At 38.8% G+C, this 22,304-nt stretch carries 21 protein-coding genes; 3 read left to right on the top strand and 18 right to left on the bottom strand.

Annotated features, from left to right (window positions below):
* Positions 1-8 precede the first annotated feature (8 nt).
* The 5 genes from M8E35_RS08740 to M8E35_RS08720 all read right to left on the bottom strand — a co-directional run bounded on the left by M8E35_RS08740 (position 9) and on the right by M8E35_RS08720 (position 6,656).
* Positions 9-899 carry a branched-chain amino acid ABC transporter permease gene (locus tag M8E35_RS08740; protein ID WP_073027015.1) on the bottom strand — a complete coding sequence of 297 codons (891 nt, stop codon included), beginning with the start codon at positions 897-899 and terminating at the stop codon, positions 9-11.
* 501 nt (positions 900-1,400) lie between these two features.
* Positions 1,401-2,564, bottom strand: coding sequence for an ABC transporter substrate-binding protein (locus M8E35_RS08735; protein WP_252468480.1), 1,164 nt, complete (start codon positions 2,562-2,564; stop codon positions 1,401-1,403).
* A gap of 441 nt (positions 2,565-3,005) precedes the next feature.
* Positions 3,006-4,901 (bottom strand): selenocysteine-specific translation elongation factor, encoded by a 1,896-nt coding sequence (gene selB, locus M8E35_RS08730; RefSeq protein WP_252468479.1) that lies wholly within the window; start codon positions 4,899-4,901, stop codon positions 3,006-3,008.
* 103 nt (positions 4,902-5,004) lie between these two features.
* On the bottom strand, positions 5,005-5,481 hold the full coding sequence (locus tag M8E35_RS08725; protein WP_252468478.1) for a tetratricopeptide repeat protein: 477 nt from the start codon (positions 5,479-5,481) through the stop codon (positions 5,005-5,007).
* Between the two features lie 140 nt (positions 5,482-5,621).
* The gene (locus tag M8E35_RS08720; RefSeq protein WP_252468477.1) at positions 5,622-6,656 is read right to left on the bottom strand and encodes a YkvI family membrane protein; all 1,035 of its coding nucleotides are present in this window, start codon (positions 6,654-6,656) and stop codon (positions 5,622-5,624) included.
* A gap of 125 nt (positions 6,657-6,781) precedes the next feature.
* Here M8E35_RS08720 and yyaC point away from each other — a divergent pair, with 125 nt between their 5' ends.
* Positions 6,782-7,348 carry a spore protease YyaC gene (yyaC, locus tag M8E35_RS08715; protein ID WP_252468476.1) on the top strand — a complete coding sequence of 189 codons (567 nt, stop codon included), beginning with the start codon at positions 6,782-6,784 and terminating at the stop codon, positions 7,346-7,348.
* A 14-nt stretch (positions 7,349-7,362) separates the two neighbouring features.
* Here the strand turns inward: yyaC and M8E35_RS08710 are convergent, their stop codons facing one another.
* The 13 genes from M8E35_RS08710 to rpmH form a co-directional block, all read right to left on the bottom strand.
* A complete protein-coding gene (locus M8E35_RS08710; RefSeq protein ID WP_252468475.1) occupies positions 7,363-7,848 on the bottom strand; it encodes a DUF4446 family protein in 486 nt (161 codons plus the stop codon).
* A gap of 223 nt (positions 7,849-8,071) precedes the next feature.
* Complete coding sequence (locus M8E35_RS08705) at positions 8,072-8,770, bottom strand: DUF554 domain-containing protein (protein ID WP_252468474.1); 699 nt, start codon at positions 8,768-8,770, stop codon at positions 8,072-8,074.
* A gap of 527 nt (positions 8,771-9,297) precedes the next feature.
* Entirely contained in the window at positions 9,298-10,143 is an 846-nt protein-coding gene (locus tag M8E35_RS08700; RefSeq protein ID WP_252468473.1) for a ParB/RepB/Spo0J family partition protein, read from the bottom strand.
* Positions 10,136-10,897 carry a ParA family protein gene (locus tag M8E35_RS08695; protein ID WP_252468639.1) on the bottom strand — a complete coding sequence of 254 codons (762 nt, stop codon included), beginning with the start codon at positions 10,895-10,897 and terminating at the stop codon, positions 10,136-10,138. Before M8E35_RS08695 ends, M8E35_RS08700 begins: the two co-directional genes overlap by 8 nt.
* A gap of 138 nt (positions 10,898-11,035) precedes the next feature.
* A complete protein-coding gene (locus M8E35_RS08690; protein ID WP_252468472.1) occupies positions 11,036-12,496 on the bottom strand; it encodes a VanW family protein in 1,461 nt (486 codons plus the stop codon).
* 123 nt (positions 12,497-12,619) lie between these two features.
* Positions 12,620-13,339, bottom strand: a complete 720-nt coding sequence (gene rsmG, locus M8E35_RS08685; protein ID WP_252468471.1) for a 16S rRNA (guanine(527)-N(7))-methyltransferase RsmG — start codon at positions 13,337-13,339, stop codon at positions 12,620-12,622.
* A gap of 3 nt (positions 13,340-13,342) precedes the next feature.
* The gene (gene mnmG / locus M8E35_RS08680; RefSeq protein ID WP_252468469.1) at positions 13,343-15,244 is read right to left on the bottom strand and encodes a tRNA uridine-5-carboxymethylaminomethyl(34) synthesis enzyme MnmG; all 1,902 of its coding nucleotides are present in this window, start codon (positions 15,242-15,244) and stop codon (positions 13,343-13,345) included.
* An 8-nt stretch (positions 15,245-15,252) separates the two neighbouring features.
* Positions 15,253-16,617 carry a tRNA uridine-5-carboxymethylaminomethyl(34) synthesis GTPase MnmE gene (gene mnmE / locus M8E35_RS08675; protein WP_252468467.1) on the bottom strand — a complete coding sequence of 455 codons (1,365 nt, stop codon included), beginning with the start codon at positions 16,615-16,617 and terminating at the stop codon, positions 15,253-15,255.
* Positions 16,618-16,767: 150 nt separating this feature from the next.
* Positions 16,768-17,394, bottom strand: coding sequence for an RNA-binding cell elongation regulator Jag/EloR (gene jag / locus M8E35_RS08670; protein WP_252468465.1), 627 nt, complete (start codon positions 17,392-17,394; stop codon positions 16,768-16,770).
* Positions 17,395-17,423: 29 nt separating this feature from the next.
* Positions 17,424-18,098, bottom strand: a complete 675-nt coding sequence (locus M8E35_RS08665; RefSeq protein WP_252468463.1) for a YidC/Oxa1 family membrane protein insertase — start codon at positions 18,096-18,098, stop codon at positions 17,424-17,426.
* Positions 18,099-18,109: 11 nt separating this feature from the next.
* On the bottom strand, positions 18,110-18,316 hold the full coding sequence (gene yidD / locus M8E35_RS08660) for a membrane protein insertion efficiency factor YidD (RefSeq protein ID WP_252468461.1): 207 nt from the start codon (positions 18,314-18,316) through the stop codon (positions 18,110-18,112).
* 4 nt (positions 18,317-18,320) lie between these two features.
* Positions 18,321-18,662, bottom strand: coding sequence for a ribonuclease P protein component (rnpA, locus tag M8E35_RS08655; protein WP_252468459.1), 342 nt, complete (start codon positions 18,660-18,662; stop codon positions 18,321-18,323).
* 337 nt (positions 18,663-18,999) lie between these two features.
* Complete coding sequence (rpmH, locus tag M8E35_RS08650; RefSeq protein ID WP_007777819.1) at positions 19,000-19,134, bottom strand: 50S ribosomal protein L34; 135 nt, start codon at positions 19,132-19,134, stop codon at positions 19,000-19,002.
* A gap of 358 nt (positions 19,135-19,492) precedes the next feature.
* Here rpmH and dnaA point away from each other — a divergent pair, with 358 nt between their 5' ends.
* Together dnaA and dnaN are read left to right on the top strand one after the other, a co-directional pair.
* Positions 19,493-20,851: a chromosomal replication initiator protein DnaA gene (gene dnaA, locus M8E35_RS08645; RefSeq protein ID WP_252468457.1), complete on the top strand. Its 1,359-nt coding sequence runs from the start codon at positions 19,493-19,495 to the stop codon at positions 20,849-20,851.
* Positions 20,852-21,194: 343 nt separating this feature from the next.
* Positions 21,195-22,298 (top strand): DNA polymerase III subunit beta, encoded by a 1,104-nt coding sequence (gene dnaN / locus M8E35_RS08640; protein ID WP_252468455.1) that lies wholly within the window; start codon positions 21,195-21,197, stop codon positions 22,296-22,298.
* Positions 22,299-22,304 lie beyond the last annotated feature (6 nt).

The following is a 22,304-nucleotide window of genomic DNA, read 5'->3' as shown; positions in this document are numbered from 1 at the left end:
TTTGTCACCTACACTTTCTCACGGATGTTCTTACCAAAGAGCCCGCTTGGCTTAATGATGAGAACAAGAATTAGAATTAGAAATGCTACTGCATCTCGCCAAGTCGAAGCTCCCAGACCGCTGACAAAGGATTCTGTAAGCCCTAAGAAGAATCCTCCGACCATTGCACCAGGAATAATCCCGATACCCCCTAGGACTGCAGCCACAAACGCCTTAAGTCCAGGGATAATTCCCATCAAAGGATTAATGGTATTAAAGTATACCCCCATTAGTACCCCAGCTGCAGCGGCAAGTGCAGATCCGATTGCAAAAGTCGCTGAAATCGTGTTGTTTACATTAATCCCCATCAACAAGGCTGCTTCATTATCAAAAGATACCGCACGCATTGCTTTTCCTATCTTTGAATACTTTACAATGACATGTAAAAGTATCATAAGAATGATCGAGGTAAGAATCATGACGATATCGCCATATTTAATGATAATCCCACCGACATTCCAAATCGTATCGGGAAAAACAGGAGGATAAGTACGCATCTGTGGAGATACAACTAACATGCCCCCATATTCCAAGAAAAACGAAACTCCAATAGCCGTAATCAATGATGCAATCCGTGTAGCGTTGCGCAAAGGTTTATAAGCGATCCGTTCAATCAACACGCCAAGGATTGCGCTTACAACCATTGCTATAAGTAACGCTGGAATAAACGACAAATGCAATGTCGTTGTCGCAAACCATCCGGCATAGGCTCCGACCATCATTACATCGCCGTGAGCGAAGTTTATAAGCTTAATAATACCGTAGACCATGGTATAGCCTAGAGCAACTAAAGCGTAAATACTTCCTAGCGAAAGACCATTCACTATCTGTTGCAATACTTGCTCAGTTACATTTCCCATCTTTTCAACTCCCAACTCCGAATAACTATTAAGAAAATATGCCTTGCGCAATTAACAGATACCTGCCATGACTTAAACAAGATGTTTGAGTTTTGTAACGACGTCATGGAAGGCGAGAAGGGACCGTTAGCCAAAGATAGCCGAGTGTCCCTGCATCAATGACTCAACCAAGGATGGTTAAGATTAGAGCACCGTCATAGACTCGAACAAGGATGCTCGAGGTTAGTACACCCTATGGATGGATGTCATAGATGCCCTGATGGCGAGAAGGGACCTTTCAGAAAGTATAAACTGACTGGTACAGTCAGTTTATACTTTTCATTCATGGAAAACTCTATATAATATAGATCTTAGTGAGTAGTTCTCCATCCGTCAGGTGTACTACATGGCGGCATGGGAGTCTGACTTTCTACAAAAAGGAGGGAGGGTTTGTCCTCCCTCCTTTTTGTAACAATTGTGACTTTATCCGATAGTTAGATAAGTTTTACTAAAGTTCGGTTATTATTTTGGATTTACCTTTGTCATAAATACACTCTTGCCGTCTTTGAATTGCAAGATGGCGGCACTTTTGACTGGGTTGTGGGTCGCTGGATCTACATTCAATTCTCCACTAATGCCTTGGAAGCCCTTCATGTTTTCCAGAGCACTCCTCAACTTTTCGGATTCTGTACCTCCAGCATTCTCGATCGCCTTAATTAAGAGGTTTGCCGTATCATACCCCAACGCCGCAAAGGTATCGGGTTCGGAACTATATTTTTCTTTGAAGTCTTTAATAAATTGGGTCATTCCTGGATCATCCATTGCTCCGTGATTGACATAATAAGTATTCTCAAGAGCTGCTGCTCCAGCAACGTCCACTAATTGAGGGGAGCCCCAACCATCTCCGCCCATGAATGTTTGCTTCATCTCCATTTCACGAGCTTGCTTAACGATTAGTCCGACTTCTTGATAATATCCAGGGACAAAGACTACATCTGGATTAGAAGCTTTGATACGTACCAAGGTGGCACGGAAATCTAAATCACTGCCAGCAACATACTGTTCTTCTTCAACAATTTTACCGCCTGATTTTTCGAAATTCTCCTTGAAAGAAGTAGCTAAACCTTTGGAGTAATCCCCTTTTTGGTCAATAAAAACTGCAGCGGTCTTTGCTTTAAGTGTGTCCGTTGCAAAATTTGCGGCTACTTGACCTTGGAAAGGGTCTATAAAGCAGGCCCTGAAGATCCATGGTTTTACTTTTCCGTTTTCAAATGTAACATTATCCGATGTTCCTGTTGGAGTTATCAAGGGAACTTTGCTATCTGTGACCACTTGAACGGCAGCTAAAGTATTTCCACTTGTCATAGGTCCAAGAATGGCAACTACTTTATTTTGTGTTGCTAGCTTAGTTGCAGCTACGGTCGATTCTCCAGGGTCAGACTTATTATCCGCGGATACGTATTCCAATTGCTTTCCAAGTACTCCGCCTTTAGCATTTTGCTGATCAAACGCTAACTTAATAGCTTTCTCAGCATATTGTCCAAAAGCAGCTGCCCCTCCACTAAGCTCTAAGTTACCACCAACCTTAATAACTTCGGCTGACTTTTGTCCGCCAGTTGCTCCGCAACCAGTTACGAGAGCAAGACTTAATAAGGCTGCAGTCGCTATTGAAAACATTCTTCTCATCTTTATACCCCTCTCTATATAGGCCCTTTATCGACCTTTCTTTTTCGATCTTTCTTTTCCATCCTTTAACGAATTATGTGTATTCTTTTGATTTCTTTTCCTCAATTCACCTCCAAATTGATATGCCCCCAAAGAATTTAACTTGTGTAACTATTAATAAAACCCCAATCAAATGACAACTCTATTGATCGGGTTACCCTTGAGTCAGAGGCTGTTAGATAACAAACCTCTAATTATATATTCTATATATTATAGAACCATTTGACAAGCTATTACCATACAAAGTGTCGCTAATTTTAATAGCTATATAATTGGCAAATATTAGGTTTTATTCTGAGGGACTTAACTAGGCTCCTAAATAAATTTAAAAGAGTAAGCAGCCTTAAATCCAAAAGTCTGCTTACTCTATATGATTTACTTCTTTATGTTCAAAATAACTAATCAATAGAGAGTTCTTTTATCTCCCTTACGTTGTGTTAGGCGTTTTTGATCAAAATGCTCTAGTAAAGGGACTGTATATTTTCGAGATGTTTCCCATAACTCTCGAACCTCAGCGACCCCAACTTCCCCTTTAAGTTTTAAAACCTCTAACAAACTTAACTTAGCCTGTTGAATGTCATCACTTCTAAAAAAGAATCCCGTGATAGAGACCCATTCTCCTTGCTCACATAAATAAGCAGCGTATTCTTGTATCTCCGCCTTGGGTATTCCACATGTTTCAGCCACTGTTCCTAATTCAGGAGGCATTAGTTTGACATTTTGCCAAATGGCTCGTAATCCATCAAGTCGTTTAATAACTTCAGGAGGAAGTTGCACTCCTTCGTTTGTTCTAACTTTGCTCCCAGAAATACGATAAAAGTTACGTGCATCTCCTTGCTCTAGAATTATTTGCCAACGTCGGTGTGTCCAAGTTATTCCGAGGCGTGTTTTTAATTCCTCTCTGCTGATCCCTCCCCGTAAGGGGTATTCCTCTTCGTGCGCCCTTACAACGCCAATTAGTTTTGACCTCCAAGCTTCTGCTGATGCCTTTCCCCAGTAGAGACAGACCTCATCTTCCATCCAAATTTCCAATCGCTCTGATTCTTTTAGAGAATTTAGATTATCTTCTAAATCAGCTGAATTTACATGCAAGCGAACTGCAAGATCTGCGACGCTTCTAGGTTCGTTCATCTCTCTTTCTAAAAGGTCAAGCGGATCCCCTTGGTCTTTAACCCTCATTTGGTCCAATACGCTTTCTTTAAACCGTTTTAACTTAAACTCTGCTACGCTCAGTATTTTACCGCCTGCAATCGTATGAGTAGGCGAATAAAACCTTAACACAAAACGGTCGCCTGGCGCAGCAAGAACGGGTTCTTCAAGGAGTATTTGTGCGAAACCCTCCTCCCCCGGGGGGATCGTTTCCTGTTCCAAAAGATGTATTCGTCCTAAAACTTCTGTTGTCCCAAGATGAAAACGAACTCGCTGTCTTTGGACTAAGGGCTTTTCTGCGGAAGGAAGATTTGTTATTTTTAAATCTAAAATCTTCCCTACTTTAAATGTCTTTGGTTTTACAATAACTGAACCTCGATCAACTTCTGAAACATCTACTCCGGCAAGATTTACGGCTACCCTTTGTCCAGCTCCTGCAGAGCTAACTTTATTATTATAAACTTGCAGTGAACGCACCTTAGCTATTAGGTGGCTAGGCTCAATTGCCAGCTCTTGGCCTAATTCCATAGTGCCACTATGCAAGGTTCCTGTCACAACTGTACCAAAACCTTGAATGCTAAAAACCCTGTCAATTGGCATTCTAACTGGACCAGTCGATTTTTTACTTTCTACTTCAGATAATAAATCATCAATTGTTTTTCGGAGTTCATCTATACCTTCACCTGTTTGAGCAGAAACACGGCATATTTGTGCCTGGTTAAATGCAGTTTTTTTAAGTTTTTCGCGGACCTCTTCTGCCATCAGTTCAAACCAATCTTCATCCACAAGGTCTGTTTTATTCAAAACTACAATTCCTCGGGGTATCCCCAACAATGTTAAAATATCCAAATGTTCTTGAGTTTGGGGCATAATCCCTTCGTCAGCCGCAATGACAAGTAATACAATGTCCATGCCGCTTGCCCCTGCCAACATCTGACGAACAAAGCGTTCATGCCCAGGAACATCAATCATCCCGACTTGCCTTCCACTTGGCAACAACATATGTGCAAAACCAAGTTCAATAGAGATACCACGTTGTTTTTCTTCTTTAAGACGGTCTGTATCCATACCGGAAAGTGCCCGAATTAACTGTGTTTTACCATGATCCACATGCCCTGCGGTCCCTACTAAATAATGTCGTTCATCCATTTTCTTTCCCCTTATCCAGTTCATGAATCCCACTTCTATATGAGGGTGTTCCATGTTTTGCTTGGGTAACATAGTCTCGATGTTTTGCTTTAGTTGAACGAGTTCACTTACGTCTCTTAGACCACAATTGTTTAAGCCAACTCATGAAGGTTTGTTCTTTAGGATTAAGAGCCTTCTTATTTTCTAATCGTTTTGCTGTTCTTATCTCACGAATGAAATCTCCATAACGGTGGAGTTGCTTGTATACTACGCTTAAATTATTATGGGGCAGCGAATAATCAGGATCAATGTGAATTGCTTTCTGATAATATGCCACTGCTTGTTCTAAATTTCCCTCTTCCTGAGCAATATTACCCAGGTTATTTAAGGCATGTACAAGCCTAGAATCGTGATTCAATGCTTCTTTGAAGCATTCCTTTGCTTCATTACGGTGAAGCTTTTTGGCTAAAGCAACACCTAGTTTATTATAAGCCATTGCATCGGTTGGATTTTTACTAAGGTATTCTTTCAGGGTTGTTTCAGCCTCATCATAGTCTCGCGCTTCCAAATGATCTAATGCTCTTTCATATAAAGATTTCATAGGCCCACCCTTTGTCATCGTGCTGTTTGGCAACAATTATATTCTATAACACAATATGTAACCAACTGATTATTATCCTGATGCACCTAATCTACTATAGCAAAAATTATACTTGTAAAGCAAATCTCTTTTTTAGTTAATTAATAACCTCTTCTCCAGAAATAGAGAATTGTCGGCATAAAAACAAGACCCAAATAGCCAAACAGAGGATATGCCAGTTGTACAATTTGGGAGAATTTAACCCCCGCTATCGGTAAGAGGAGAATAAATAATATGAGCGTTGCCTTACCATAGCTTAACCTACCAGAATCAACAACCCTGCTGATAAGGCTGAAACCATTGCCTACTGCTGCCGTAATCATCGCTAACCATAAGACTACGACGTAGAAAAAGGCTGGCCAATCTCCTAACTTACCTGCAATTCCAACCATAGGTATTTCAAGACCCAATATATCTGGAAAACGAAGTAAAGATGCTCCTATAGAGAATGCAAACAGCCCCAGAGCTATCCCGCCTACGATTGCTCCCAATCGTGCACCAGCCTTTTGAATTTCTCGCCCCAGCGATGCAAATACCACCATGGCTAAAGTTACATTAAATGACACGTATAAGATGGCGGAGACCACCCAATTACTCACAATAGGATTTGCTAGCATTACGATTGGTTCGCAGTCTCGCGAAGTCGTGATAAAAATCGCTGCTGTAGCAATTCCCAAGCAAAAAATAAACTTTAAGGGTATAAGGACTGAGTTTATCCATAATACTCCTTCTCCGCGATACCATAATGCCAGGGCTATGACACAGCCTGTCAAGAGAATACCTAACCATCTAGAGAAGCCAAAATACTCGTAAAAAAGTGCTCCACTTCCTGATATCATTGCCAGCATTCCTACAAATAAGAGGACACTTACGAGCATGTCTGCCCATCTCCCTAAACGCGGGCCCAATAAATAGTCAAAGAAGTCATTGTAGGAAGTGATTTTCCAACGAATCTGTAAGTCTAACATGCCACATCCTAGTAGCGAAAAAAGCACAGAACTAAGAACAACTCCTGCTAAGCCCCAATAACCAAAGCGGGCAAAAAATTGCTGAATTTCTTGTCCAGAGGCAAATCCAGCTCCCATGACTGCTCCCACATAGGTTGCAGCTACCTGAAATGTCGTTTTCCACTGCATGATTACTCCCTCCTCGCCATCATGCTTATGGCCGGAATGGAGATCTCATGCATAAAAATTATATCTTTTGGGAAATAATTTAGAGAATGCTATATTTTTATCAATTTCAGGTAAGGAGGTAGCTTGTGAGTTTATTTTCATTATTTACTGAGACTCAGAAAATTAAGGCCCACGTAGATGATTATACTGCTAAAGCAAGACTAGAGATGCGGCTTTCTGATCTATTTGTTTCCACTCAGAAACGCCCAGCTGTTATTTTGTGCATCGGAACTGATCGCTCGACGGGTGATGCTTTAGGCCCATTAATTGGCACACACCTTTCTCGCCTTAAATTACCTCAGCTTAATGTCTATGGTACATTAGATGACCCTGTACATGCGACTAATCTTGAGCAGAACATAATTAATATACAACACAGTTTTACAAATCCATTCATTATTGCAGTCGATGCCTGTTTAGGACGTTTAGATTCTATCGGCTGTATTACACTTGCGGATGGACCTTTGAAGCCAGGGTCAGGTGTTAATAAATCTCTTCCAGAAATAGGCGAAGCCCACATGACGGGCATTGTTAATGTGGGCGGATTCATGGAATATATGGTTTTGCAAAATACCCGTCTCAACTTAGTCTGGCGACTGTCAGAAAATATCAGTTCTCTAATAACTCGTTCTTACTTAAAAGTACGTGTATAAGCATGAGAGAAGCTTTAGACTTTTTGTTGCCCTATCATCGCTTTTGATATAACCTCTTTTTCTTCATCTGAAAGCGAGTAGACAGACTGTCCTCCATTAATCGGTTTGGCATATATTCTTGCTTCCTCTCGGCTGTAAATGGAGCTAATAACTAGTCCATTACAGTCTTGATTCAAGAACGCTACTGCAAAGCTTAAGTCGCTGCCTACATCTTCAAAGGCTCTAAAACGCAGTAATTCGGCACGATCTATGCTGGCCCTTAATTTTAGTTCAATTGGAGTAAGCCTTTCATTACAACTATTAACATTCTCCTCTATTTCAGTAACTTTATGAACATACTCATTTAATAATGCATCCATTTGTTGTCCATTCATAAATGTCTGCAAGCTTATATATGAACCTTCAAAACGTTTCATTCGACGATATAGTGCAATAGATAGTATAAACACGATAAGTAATAAAAAGGCTAAGACACTTACAGCCCACCAATATAATGGCATTATACCCTCTAGCATTGCCAATTATTTGCCTGGTTTTCAAATTCGAACTATTTATGTTCCAATTTTCTCCTTGTTGACTAAACAAAGTGGTAGATTGAAAGCCTCTTGCTTCCTAATTAGCTACCTTAAACCAGGTTTATTCACTTCCTTTCAATTTCAACTTAACCAGCATTTCAGAAATAATATAATCATTATCTAAACTGCCATTTTGTACTTATTATCTTTACATGCCTAAATGTAGTCTGGTAAACAAAACAGTTAACGGAATAGCAATAAACAATCCTGGTAATAGATTGCCCACTTTAATCTCTTTTATTTCTAAAATATTAAGGCCAATTCCTACGATGAGTAACCCTCCGGTAGCACCCATTTCAGTAATGACCTGTGGTGATAGAACTCCTTGCAATAGTCCCGCCGAAAGAGTTAACAACCCTTGATATATGAACACTGGAATTGCTGAAGCTAATACTCCAATTCCCATTGATGAAGCAAATACCAATGCAGTTACTCCATCTAACATTGACTTCGCGTAAAGTATTGTGTTGTTGCCGGTAAGTCCGCTCTCGAATGCACCCATAATAGCCATTGCGCCAACACAGTATATTAGGCTTGCTGTTACAAATGCCTTTGTGAATCCTGCTTGCCCATTTTTTGATAGTTTTCGCTCAAGCATTTGTCCAAATTTTTGCAGCTGGTGTTCTATGTCTATTAATTCTCCTACTATTCCACCTAATACCAAGCTTGCGATAACTACTAAAGTGTTTTTAGTTTGCAAAGCCATACTTACTCCAATCAGCAAGACGGCAAGTCCGATTCCTTGAATCACGGTTTTTTTGATTTTATCAGGTAAGGTCTGTCCGAACAATAGTCCTAACAGACCTCCAATTAATATGGCTATTGTATTAACGACGGTACCTAACAACTATATTCCCTTCTTCCCTTCTTTCTAATAAATGCACCCATATGTTCCACGTGGAACAATTCTACTTAAAAACTTTTTAATTATGTGAAGAAAGTAATTAATAAATGTTCCACGTGGAACATTTATTACTAGCTAGAAAGCACAACATATAGTTAACACATAATATAAGATTTCTTCCCTCAGTCCTTAGCTACAGGGACACTCGGCAGTCCTTGGCCATGGTTCATTTCCGCCATTCAGGGTACCCGATTCCATCTATAGCGGTGTACCACCCTCGATCATCCTTGCTCAAGTCGCGGCGGTGCTCTTATTACAACCATCTTAGGTTGAGTCATGGCTATGGGGACACATCGGTCCATGGCCAGCGGTCGATTTACGCCATCAAGACACCTATAACATCAATGGGGTATACTAACCTCAATCATCTTAATTCTAGTTATGTTTGCAGGGACACTTGTCTATAAATATGCCGGCGCATAAGGCTACGGAGACCGCTTAAGCAAGTGTCTTGCCCTTACAACGTATAATTACTCAATTTTGATGTTCCATAATTCTAAAAGTCGGTTTAACTCATCTTCGGAAAAATATTGCACCTCAATACGACCGCGTTTATAATCTCCTTTAACAATAACTTTGGTCTGGAAACTGGTCCTTAATTTATCTTGTACATTATGAAGTAAAGGATACCGTTCAGGAGCAGGTTTATCCTTTTCTACTCTTTCTGTAAGCCTATTAATAAGATTTTCGGTATCTCGTACAGACAATTGTTCTTTTGCGGCCTTTTGTGCTGTTAATACCTGTAATGAAGTATCTTTGACTCCAAGTAATACCTTAGCATGGCCTAAAGAAATCAAATTATTTCTAAGTAAGTCGAGAACTGCCTCTGGTAACTGTATTACACGTAAAAGATTAGTCACAGTTGTTCGTGCTTTTCCCACACGCTGTGCAACTTGCTCTTGACTTAATCCATATTCATTAATTAATCTTTCATAGGCTAAGCCTTCTTCCACTGGAGACAAATCTGCACGTTGAATATTTTCAATCAAGGCTCGTTCAGCCATTTCTTGATCACTGCAAACTTGGACTATACATTTAATTGCAGTTAGACCGGCAATTTTGGCGGCTCTTAAACGTCGTTCACCAGCAATAACGAAATATCGTTCTCCAGCCGGCCTTACTAAAATTGGCTGTAAAAGGCCATGGAGTCGCAACGAGTCTGCCAGATCATTTAACGCTTGTGGTTCAAATTCTGTTCTCGGTTGTTCGGGATTAGGATCAATAATAGTAACAGGAATTTCCTTGATGCCTGGATCGTCACCTATTTCATCAGGAAGTAAAGCTTGAAGTCCACGGCCTAGTCCTTTTTTAGACACGTTCTAAGACCTCCTTCGCTAAATCACGATATACTTCTGCACCTCTAGAACGAGAATCGTAAGTATTAATTGCCTTTCCATGACTGGGAGCTTCACTAAGGCGAACATTTCGCGGCACAATATTCCGGAACACCTTCTGCGGAAAATATTTTTTGACTTCATCAACGACCTGAATAGAAAGATTAGTACGAGCATCAAACATTGTTAGAAGGGCACCTAAAATATTTAATTTAGGGTTAAGATGCTTGCGAACTCTATCCAATGTATTCATCAAGAGAGTTAACCCCTCAAGTGCGTAGTATTCACATTGGATAGGAATAATAACATCCGTAGCTGCTGTTAAAGCATTCAAGGTAAGAAGCCCTAATGACGGTGGGCAATCAATAAGAATAAAATCATATTCATTCTTAATAATTTCGATAGCATTTCTCAATTTACACTCACGTGAATTCTGTGTGACTAGTTCTATTTCTGCACCTGCTAATTCGATTCGAGCAGGAACAACCTTTAAGCCCTTTTGTTCAGTTTTCATAATGACTTGATCCAGAGGGACGTCATTTATAAGAACATCATAAATGCAACGAGTTAGCTTATTCTTGGCAACTCCCATACCACTAGTAGCATTTCCCTGCGGATCCAAATCTAAAAGCAGAACGCGTTTTCCTAGTTCAGACAAACAAGCACTCAAATTTATCGCAGTTGTAGTCTTAGCGACACCACCTTTTTGATTAGCGATAGCGACAACCCTAGTTATCAATAGCCCACACTTCCTTCATCACTCATTACTAAAACCATAATAATTACTATACTCTATGATAGTATCAAACCCCCCCCAATAAAAAAAGCGTATTTAACGCTTTTTTTAAAAATATAAAAAATATTATTATTTAATTTATGATCCAACAGCAATAATTTTTGGTAAAGGTGAGTATCGACTCTCTTTAAGAGTCTCAGTTTTAATTACTTGTCCATTCATCTTAATTGTACGAAAAGATTTAACAATATATCCAGGCTGACCTTCCTGTTTAATAATCGATTCGCCATGAGCAAGAGTCTCATCAACAAGACGTTGTTCTACAAAGGGAATAACAGATTCAATCGTATCCGAAATGAGTACTTCCTGTCCAGGAATTACTTTTCCGTACAATTCGATAGTAACAGCATTATTACTCATTTTAGCGCGTACGAGCAAATATCCGCCTGTGTTGTTGTTAAATTTTAAGTCTAAGTCTGGATAAGCCACCGTAGCATCTTGTCCGAGTGGAACATAAGAAATAGCCAAATCGTGATTGCTTCTTTGAGTTACGGCTAAATTTGCAAGTAATCCAGTGTTATACAAAGTGCTGGAAACTTGACATATTCCTCCCGCTAATCCAGGAACAAACTTACCGTTAACGATTATATAGGCATCTTTATAACCTGCTTCTACAGTTCTTTCGCCCACAATCTTATTAAAAGATAAGGTATCCCCTGGCTTGATTATTTTCTTATCCATCGCGAGTGCCGCCAGTCGGACATTTCCCGATCTAGCGGTTTGCGCTGGATCAAAACGCGTTGTATAACTCGCTAATAAACCTGTAATTTTTTGATCTTCTAATTGAGCCGCAGTTAAGAGAGGAAGTTGCTCTTTATATTTTACAGTGATTTCTGGAGCTTTAGTAAAAACGTCAATATCTTTAATTTTAGAGACTAAATCCTCAGTATCAATAACTCGTCCAACTTGCTCCTTTTTAATAATCATCGAATTTTGAGGAGAAATCTCAACAGAAGCATCTGCAGCTGGTTTATTAAATGACTCCAAATTTTGATTAAGCTTTTGTAATAATTTTTCGTTATCCCACTCTTGACTTAAAGTTAAGTTTACTCCTTTTTTAGAAGTAGACAATTTATTGATCAACTTGTTCGCAATTGAACCATTCCTGCTAATTTCGTAGGCTTCCTTCAATGCTGAATCAGCAGAAACTATAAGACCTAAATCTTCAAATCTAAGATCTTGCGAATAATGATCAACTTTCAGTGTTACATTTTGTCCCATCAAACGTTCAATTTCTTTTTCCATTGTCTCTTTTGCTTGGTCCTGTGACATATTACCAACATTTACATCTGAAATAGAGACACCTTCTGCTATGAGATGGTGGTCCCAAGTATAAAGCAGAGCTGAGAGAGCAGCAAGAACTAATACTGTAAGAATAAGTCCTAAAGAAATATAAAACTTCTTACTCTTTTTGAAATTTAGTCCTGTCCTAGGTCTCTTTGCAGTACCCCGATTTCTTCTGCCACTATCAGTTGCAGAAACTGCATCATCATTCTTTCTACCTAGCCCATGATTTTGTGATTCTTCCAAATTGCCCACCCCTATAACTCCACTAATAATGTACTATATTCATAAATTCGACGTTCTATCGTCATTTTCCTTCACTGTCCATCATAAAAAGACTATTACATATAAGGAAGTAAATGGCGATTACTAAAAATATCAAACAATAGGACTTTTCGAAGGAGTTCCTGCCTTACGCGGGTATTGTGAAGGGGTTTGTCCAACCTTTCGGATTAATATAACAGCTCGATGTTCCGCACTGCCTCCTAAATTAAAATGTTCAATTCCCTCTGACATGCCACCTAGAATCTCTAAAGCCTTACCTGACTCTGCCAATTCTTGATCTGCCTGCAGTCCTTTAGCAGCTAGAAAACGACCCTTAATTTTAAGGACAGGAAGAGCATACTCTAATAGAATTGGTAAACGTGCCACAGCACGCGAACTAACTGTATCAAAATATTTCCTGTATTTTATATCCCTTCCAAAATCTTCCGCCCTTGCATGAATCGTATTAATGTCTTTCAAATCTAACTTTTCAATAATAACATCAAGAAAATCTAATCTCTTCTTTAAAGAATCTATTAGTACAACTTTCAGTTCTGGACGCAAAATTTTTAACGGAATGCCAGGAAACCCTGCCCCAGTACCCAAGTCTGCTAAATGAATGCCTTGAATGAATTTCGCAAGAACCATCGAATCAATAAAGTGCTTTAAAATCACTTCTTGAGGATCGGTAATCCTCGTTAAATTTAGTCTCTGGTTCCACTCAAGCAAGAGATCACCAAATTGGCAAAGTTGATTGACTTGTAACTCTGTTAATTCACACCCGATGTGCCTATAGGTTAACCCTTTAATCAGGGCCGCATACTCATTGAACACCCATTACTTCTCCCTTCTGCGCCGCTGTTCTAGGGAAACAAGTAAAACGGAAATATCTGCAGGGCTTACTCCAGTAATACGAGATGCTTGTCCCAGATTTAAAGGATTTACTTCCATAAGTCTCTGTCTTCCTTCCGTAGATAAGCCTCGAATTTCTTCATAATTGAGGTTTATGGGCAGTATTCGCTCTTCTAACTTGGAAAACTTTTCGATATCAGCCCATTGTTTTTCAATATAACCAGAATACTTTGCTTCAATCTCGGCCTCTTCCAACACTTCCATATCATAGCTGTCTAACTCAGGAAGGAGCATAATTAAATGTTTAAGAGAAATCTCCGGCCTTCGAATTAAATCTTGAGCACTAATTCCTCCTCGTGTCGGAGTAGATTTTGCCTCAATCATTACTTTTTGAAGTTCTTCACTTAAAGGAGAGAAAAAGGTAGATTTCAAAAGCACTTTGATACTCTCAAAGTTAATCTTCTTTTTATTAAACCGTTGCCAACGTTCCTCATCGACCAGTCCAACTGATCTGCCTTTTTCAGTCAGCCTTAAATCAGCATTATCTTGTCTGAGAACAAGCCTGTATTCAGCTCGAGATGTTAAAAGTCGATAAGGCTCTTTGACCCCTTTTGTAACTAGATCATCCACTAGAACCCCTACATAACCATCTGAACGACGGATGACAAAAGGATCCCTATTTAATGCACGCAGTGCGGCATTAATTCCAGCCATTAAACCTTGAGCAGCCGCCTCCTCATACCCAGAAGTTCCATTTAACTGACCAGCTGTAAATAATCCTTTTAATTGGCGAACTTCTAAGCTAAGAGAAAGTTGGTGAGGCAGAACATAATCATACTCAATTGCATACCCAGGCCGTAACATTTGGACATGTTCTAACCCAGAAATACTTTGTAATATTTTAACTTGTACCTCTTCAGGCATACTAGTTGATAGGCCCGCAACATAAAGTTCATCGCTTTGCCATCCTTCAGGTTCTAAGAATATTTGATGCGCTTCTCGTTCTGCAAAACGTACCACTTTATCCTCAATTGAAGGGCAATAACGAGGACCTATGCCCTCAATTTTACCTGAATATAAAGGTGCACGATAGAGGTTATCACGTATAATGTCATGGGTTTTGTTAGCTGTATATCCCAGCCAACAGGCCACTTGTTTAGAAGTATCCCCTTGCCAAAAAGTGCTAACTGTAGGCATAAAGGAAAAACGCCAAGGAGTCTCGTCACCCGGTTGTATACGAAATTTAGAATAATCAACAGACTGACGATGTATTCGGGGCGGTGTTCCTGTTTTAAATCTTCCTAATTCAACTCCAAACTCTTTGAGCGAATCAGACAGTGACATTGCAGGCATCTGACCGTTAGGTCCGCCTTGATACATAGAATCACCAATGATAATTCTTCCACGCAAATAGGTACCACTTGTTAAGACAACATTGCCTGATTCAAATCGTGCTCCTGTGTGAGTCACTACACCGTTCACCGCACCATTTTCTACGACAAGTCGTTCAACTAACCCTTGAATAACAGTCAATTTTTCTTGAGAAAGTAAAGAATTGCGCATATGAGTTTGATAGGCCTGCTTATCAGATTGTATTCTCAACGCATGAACAGCCGGTCCCTTGCCAGTATTTAGCATTTTGACCTGTAAGGACGTCTCATCTGCGATAATTCCCATTTGGCCGCCTAAAGCGTCTATTTCTCGAACCAAATGACCTTTGGCTGGTCCCCCAAGAGAAGGATTACAAGGCATATGTGCAACAGTGTCTAAATTTAATGTCAGCAAGAGCGTCTCACACCCAATTCGTGCGGCAGCAAGCGCAGCCTCACACCCAGCATGTCCGGCTCCGACAACTATTACGTCGTATTTTCCAGCAAAGTATTCCAAAGCAAATCCTACTTTCCTATACAAAATCGGGAGAAAATATCCTCGAGAAGAGATTCTTGAACATTATGACCCGTTATTTCTGAGACATATTGTAAGGCTTGTCGGATATCAATAGAAAGTATATCCCAGGGCATTCCCTGCTGCAAGCTCTCCATAGACTGTTTTAAGGCATTGTCACAATTCATTAACGAGGAAATTTGTCGCACATTAGAGAGTAACGGATCTGTTGAGAGAACAGTCTCTCCTTGATAAACCCTATCTCTAATTGCTTCTTCTAACTCAGAAAATCCTTTATGCTCCCTTACAGAAAAAGGGATCCACAGCCCTTTTTCATAAATTGAAACAGCTTGCTGTTCTTCTTGTAGTAAATCTATCTTATTTAAAAGAACAATAACTTTGTCTGAGTATGTACTTAGTATTTGATATTCTACTTCTGTAAGAGGAAGATTGGCCTGAACCACCAATAATATCAAGTCTGCAGTTGTCAATGCCTTCCTGGCTCTTTCAATTCCCAGACGTTCTACGAAATCATTACTCTCACAAATGCCAGCGGTATCCACCAATTGAAGAAGAATCCCACCCACACTGACAGATTCCCTAATTTCATCTCTTGTTGTTCCAGGAATATCAGTAACTATAGCTCTATCCTCATTTAGCAGTGCATTAAGTAAACTTGATTTACCAACATTCGGCTGACCAACAATAACTGTTAATAAGCCGTCCCTTAGTATTTTACCAGTTTTACTACCAGCTAATAGAAGAGATATATCCTTAAGAGTTTTATTAATAAGAGATTCCAGAGTTGTTCTATCCAAGGTTTCTACATCATCTTCTGGAAAATCAATACCTGCTTCAATAAAAGCCAGAATTTCTAAAATTTCTTCCCTCAAATTAGTAATTTGATCCGAAAGACCACCATTTAACTGAGATAAAGCTAGATTTGCAGATGTTTCAGTTCGGGAACTGATTAGATCAATAACTGCTTCTGCTTGAACTAAGTCAAGCTTGCCGTTTAAAAATGCTCGTTTAGAAAATTCTCCGGGCTCAGCTAATCGTGCGCCATGACGAATGCATGCTTGCAAAATTCTTTGAGCCACAAATGGACCTCCATGGCAATTGACTTCATAAACATCTTCGCCGGTATAAGAAGAAGGAGCCAACATTCTGCCGATTAAAACTTCATCGAGAACCATGTATCCATCATAAAACTTACCGAGATTTAAGGTAAAGTTTTCATTGAGAGACCAACGTTCTCTATTCTGAGGAGTAAAACACTTTTCGAGAATATGTCCTGCTTTAGAACCGCTCAATCTTAAAACATGAATACTTGCTTCCCCCATGGCCGTTGCCATTGCAACGATTGTATCTTCCAAAGCATTCATCTCCATTTTCAAAAATATAACCATTATCTATCAGATTTCTAACCTCAAATAAAACTTAAATTAAAGTAAGTCTCCTATATTCTTATCTGACATGTAATGTCACATACCCTTTTAAAAATAAAAAAGAGGGGTTTACCCCTCTTAGCTTCTTTTAAGTGATATGACAACCCTTCGATTTGGATCATCGCCCTCACTAAAGGTTGAAATTCTAGCTTCTTCCTGCAAAGAAGTGTGTATAATCCGCCGTTCATGAGGGTTCATCGGCTCTAACACTATTCTGGTGCCTGTCCTCTTTACCTTTTCCGATAATCTCTTTGCAAGACGAACCAACGTTTCTTCACGTCTCAACCTATATCCTTCTACATCAACAATAATTCGAACTCTTTCAGACAGTTGTTTAGCTACTGCTAAATTCGTTAAATATTGAAGTGCATCCAGTGTATCTCCCCGCCGTCCTATCAGAATCCCAAGTTCTGGACCAGTAATATCAATATGCCAATGTTCTCCATCTTTACTTACCTGGGTATCTGCATTGACTTTAATAGCTTGACAGACTTTCTTAATAAAATCTGCTGCCAACATACCTGGATTTTCCTCGTAAGAAACACGTACCCTTGCCAGACGCGTTCCAAAGAGGCCGAAAAAACCCTTCTTGGCAGGTTCCTCCAGTACCTCTACCTTTACTCGATCACGATCTACCGCTAATTCCATAATTCCAGCATTAATAGCCTCTTCAACTGTTTTCCCAGTTTTCTCTGCAATCCTCATGAACGATCCTCCTCACGCCTTACACGTTCCTATATTGCTTTTTTAGTTTTATTAGCTAACCTGCTATTAATATAAAGTTGTTGAAAAATCGATACAACGTTCATCGTTACCCAATATAAAGCTAACCCGGCTGGAACTGTAACGCTAATGTAAGCAAAAAACACTGGCATGATATATAACATTGTTTTTTGGGTAGGATCTGTGGTAGCATTTGGACTCGTTAATTTAGTTTGCAGATAAGTTGTGGCTGCAGCAAAGATCGGTAAAATTATATGATATGAGAGAGCAAACCCATATACAACTGTTAAGTCAAAGCCTAAAAACAAATGAGCGGAAGGATTTGTTGGGTCATAAGGAAAATGTAACAATGTACTGTATAAAGCCCAAAAAATCGGCAACTGAATGATAATAGGAAGACAGCCGCCCAAAGGATTTACTTGATGTTCTTTATACAGCTCCATAACGGCTGCATTCGCCTTTTCTTTATTATTTTTATGTTTTTCTTGAAGTGCTTTAATTTTTGGTTGTAAATCCACAGTTTTTCGCATTGAAGCCATTTGTTTATAAGTTAGCGGAAAAATCAAGGTCTTAATTAAAATCGTCAAAAGTATAATCGCAACACCATAATACGGTAGACCTATAGCAGCAGACATACTATAGAGTATGTTTAATAAATAAGTCATTCCTTCAACAATAGTACTCACAGAAGCCCTCCTTAAACTGGGTCGTGCCCACCTGGATGAAACGGATGACATTTTAATATCCGTTTAATTGATTTCCAACTTCCTTTAATTAGGCCGTATTTTAATAGAGCCTGAGCAGAATATTCCGAACAACTTGGATAAAAGCGACAAGTTTGTCCCTTTAGAGGAGAAATTAAAACTTGGTATAAACGAATCATCCCAATTAAAATACGTCTCATTAATTTACTCACTTTTTATTAAGGTATTGGCTTTTTTTAAAATATTCATCATATTGCTTTCGACTTCAGAGTAGGAAACTCCTTTGATTCTTGCTCTTGCTATACAAATAATTTGTATATCTTTCCTGATTTCCTGCAGATGAAGCCGGATGACTTCCCTCATAAGTCTCTTTGCTCGATTTCTTTGAACAGAATTCCCTACCTTTTTAGAGGCAATAAAACCAAAACGATTAGGGCCTTTGTAAAAAACATATATTGCAACATATTTTACAGAGTAATTTTTTCCGAGTTCGAAAATTGATTTGAAGCCCGATTTTTGACGCAAGCGAAACTTTCTTTGTAGCATAACTCCTCCAGGCTTACATACCTTCTATCATATTCTAACTCACTATGCCTTAGTTTAAACGTTTTACGAGCTAGTATGACAGCTCAGAAAATTTATTTATCAGATAAACTTGGTTTCCGTCAAGCCACAGGCGTTGGCGGTCGCCATAGTTACACTTAATCGCTGGCCATAGACGGCCTGAGTGTCCCTGCAGCCAAGACTCAACCAAGGATGGTTAAGAAAGAGCACCGCCATGGATGGCACTAGGTACCGTGATGGCGAGAAGGGATCTTCCATAAAGTATGTAACGATAAGTTATACTTTGAGACTGTAAAAAAAAGGCCACATAATTGCGGCCTTAAACTGATAACTTCTTCCGACCCTTTAAACGACGGCGCTTTATTACATTTCGCCCCGTTGGCGTACTCATCCGACTTAAAAAACCGTGAACACGCTTATGACGCCGATTCTTCGGTTGATATGTTCTCTTCAATTTAACGACACCTCCTTTATTTCAAACGAAAAAACATTCGAAGACAATCAAACTTACTTAGAGATTATACTCTAATAAATTTTAATCTGTCAAGCAAATGACTTTGACACAATGTGGATAACTTAATAGGTAAAAAAGTTATCCCCTGTGAATAATTTTATAAACAGACGATATTCCTGTTGATAACCCTACCGAAACTTGATATTATATTTCTACAATACCTGACGACAACAACAAATCGTGTTTTCTGTTATTCACAACACGTAATTTGTTTAAGTTATCCACAAATGTGTATAAGTTTGTGTATAACTTTTTTATTGTCATATTTCTTTCATTTTTAGACAAGGGAGGTCCATCAATGCCACCACAGTCGAACTCACTCCAATTATTGTGGCAGGAAACGCTAGAAAAACTAAAAAATGAACTTTCTAAGCCGAGCTTTGAAACTTGGTTGAGTTCTACACGACTTCTTAATATTGATGGAGATACACTTGTCATTAGTGTCCCCAATGAATTTGCAAAAGATTGGTTAGAAAGTCGTTATGCACCTATGATTAGGTCTTCTGTTCAATCCGTTTTAGGTCATTCTGTAAGTCTTCGCTTTATTTTATCTTCTTTAGGAGATACTTATAGTGATGATATATCCTCAACTGAGCCTACAGTTGCAGTTTCTAAACATAATGAACCTATTCCTAATTCACTGAATACCAAATACACCTTCGACACTTTTGTTATTGGTAATAGTAATCGTTTTGCTCATGCCGCTTCCTTAGCTGTGGCTGAATCACCGGCCAAGTCCTATAATCCTCTATTTATTTACGGTGGAGTAGGTCTGGGAAAAACCCACCTCATGCATGCAATAGGGCATCATGTCCTTCAACGATCACCTAATACTAAGGTTATTTATGTTTCTAGTGAAAAATTTACAAATGAACTGATAGATTCCATCAGAGACGAAAACCCCGAAGAATTCCGCAATCATTACCGAAACGTTGATATCCTGCTAATCGATGATATTCAGTTTTTAGCTGGCAAAGAACGAACTCAAGAAGAGTTCTTTCATACATTCAATGCGCTTCATGAAGCTAATAAACAAATTATTATTTCATCTGATCGTCCTCCAAAAGAAATACCAACGTTAGAAGACCGTTTACGATCACGTTTTGAATGGGGTTTAATAACTGATATTCAGGCACCCGATCTAGAAACACGCATAGCTATTCTTCGAAAAAAGGCAATGATGGAAAACCTCCAGGTTCCTAATGAAGTAATGGTTTACATTGCTGACAAAATTCGTTCAAACATACGTGAGCTCGAAGGTGCACTAATAAGAGTAATGGCTTTTGCCTCCCTTAGTCTAATCCCTATAACTGCAGAAGTAGCAGTAGAAGCATTAAAAGATATTATCCCAGCAAATAATACTAAGCAAATAACCATTGATATTATTCAAGAATCTGTAGCAAGATTTTTTAACTTATCACCTACTGATTTTAAAGCTAAGAAAAGAACCCGTGCCGTTGCCTTTCCCAGACAAATCGCCATGTATCTTTCTCGTCAGCTTACAGATTTCTCTTTACCTAAAATAGGAGACGAATTTGGGGGAAGAGATCATACGACTGTAATGCACGCTCACGATAAAATCACACAAGCCCTAAGCAATGATCCGTTGCTCGAGAAAAAAGTGAATGAAATAATACAACGTATTCAATCCGATTAAAGCTTTAAAATATTTGTTCATAACCTGTGGATAAAATAATAATAAATTTTTAAATGTGGACACGTGGATAATTTGATCCGGTTGTCCACAACTTTTTCAACATAGCTTTTATCAGTCGTTTAGACATGTCAGTCTACTTATACACATGTTGACAAGCGATACTACTACAACTACTAACTATTATCTTATTATTAATAACCCGGATTTAGAACGAGCAAGAAATAGAAAAATCAAATTAAAATTTCCTTACTCAAAATTAGCGATCAATAAAAAAACTACTTCATATTCTGAAGTCTATTTAATCTTATCCCGGGGATAAAATTTATAGGAGGATTCGATTCATATGAAAATCTTCTGCTCAAAAGATGCACTGCTTTCTGGTGTAAATGCTGTTCAACGGGCTGTTTCTAATAAAAACCCATTGCCGGTCCTTCAAGGAATTTTAATTCAGGCCGATAATCAGTCTTTACAATTTGCAGCTACTGATCTTGAAATGGGGATTCGTTGTGACGTTCCAGCGCAAGTCACTGAGGAAGGGACAATGATCGTTCCTGCTAAACTCTTTACAGAAGTTGTGCGTAAATTGCCAGATACTACAATCACATTAGAAGAAAAAGATCAACAAATAACAATAGGTTATTACCAATCAGAAATTATTTTGCATGGGTACGATCCTGAAGAATTCCCTTTGCTTCCAGATCTTATAGAACCCTTATCCTTTGAATTACCTACTATGATCTTTAAAAATATGATTAAACAGACCATATTCTCCTGTGCTGCAGAAGAAAATAGACCAGTTTTTAATGGGATACTCTTGCAAATTGAGGGTACGAATATTCGACTAGTGGCCACAGATACTCATCGATTAGCCTATATTATTTCTGAAATAACTAATTCGGGAGAATCACGTTTCAGCGGCATTATTCCCTCGAAAACTCTTTCAGAAATTTATCGTTTGTTAAGAGATGAAGATGAGGTCTTGAACATTAGTTACAGCAGTAATCAGGTAGTTTTTCAATTTGGTTCAATTTATTTAATATCAAGACTTATTGAGGGTCAATTTCCTAACTATAAACAAGTTATCCCTCAAACATGTGAGACAAAAGTTTATTTATCAGTTAGAGAATTTCTTGACGCGGTGGAACGGGCTTCATTGCTTTCTCGCGACAAAAGTGGTGCTAATATTATAAGGATAAATGTAGAAAATAATGAGTTGAGAATTGATCAAAGTTCTGAATTAGGCAAAATATCTGAGCAAATAGGCATAGAAATGGAAGGTAAGGATGTAAGGATTGCTTTTAATGCAAAATTTTTGATTGATGCTTTAAAAGTAATAGACAGCGATCGCATTTTATTTGAATTATCTGGACCATTTAGCCCAGGTGTAATGCGACCATTAGACAATCCGAATTATATTTATCTGGTATTACCGGTAAGAACGTCTTAATAATAA

Source organism: Desulfosporosinus nitroreducens, from assembly GCF_023897015.1.
GTDB classification, from domain to species: domain Bacteria; phylum Bacillota; class Desulfitobacteriia; order Desulfitobacteriales; family Desulfitobacteriaceae; genus Desulfosporosinus; species Desulfosporosinus nitroreducens.
This window is presented reverse-complemented; position numbering and strand designations above follow the sequence as displayed.

Excerpts from the sequence above, each read along its gene's own strand:
- M8E35_RS08720 (WP_252468477.1), bottom strand. The coding sequence starts at position 6,656 with ATGCAGTGGAAAACGACATTTCAGGTAGCTGCAACCTATGTGGGAGCA.
- selB (WP_252468479.1), bottom strand. The coding sequence starts at position 4,901 with ATGGATGAACGACATTATTTAGTAGGGACCGCAGGGCATGTGGATCAT.
- M8E35_RS08740 (WP_073027015.1), bottom strand. The coding sequence starts at position 899 with ATGGGAAATGTAACTGAGCAAGTATTGCAACAGATAGTGAATGGTCTT.
- M8E35_RS08710 (WP_252468475.1), bottom strand. The coding sequence starts at position 7,848 with ATGCCATTATATTGGTGGGCTGTAAGTGTCTTAGCCTTTTTATTACTT.
- jag (WP_252468465.1), bottom strand. The coding sequence starts at position 17,394 with ATGAGGATTGCAGAGAAAACTGGGAAAACAGTTGAAGAGGCTATTAAT.
- M8E35_RS08725 (WP_252468478.1), bottom strand. The coding sequence starts at position 5,481 with ATGAAATCTTTATATGAAAGAGCATTAGATCATTTGGAAGCGCGAGAC.
- yidD (WP_252468461.1), bottom strand. The coding sequence starts at position 18,316 with ATGAGACGTATTTTAATTGGGATGATTCGTTTATACCAAGTTTTAATT.
- rnpA (WP_252468459.1), bottom strand. The coding sequence starts at position 18,662 with ATGCTACAAAGAAAGTTTCGCTTGCGTCAAAAATCGGGCTTCAAATCA.
- M8E35_RS08735 (WP_252468480.1), bottom strand. The coding sequence starts at position 2,564 with ATGAGAAGAATGTTTTCAATAGCGACTGCAGCCTTATTAAGTCTTGCT.
- dnaA (WP_252468457.1), top strand. The coding sequence starts at position 19,493 with ATGCCACCACAGTCGAACTCACTCCAATTATTGTGGCAGGAAACGCTA.
- dnaN (WP_252468455.1), top strand. The coding sequence starts at position 21,195 with ATGAAAATCTTCTGCTCAAAAGATGCACTGCTTTCTGGTGTAAATGCT.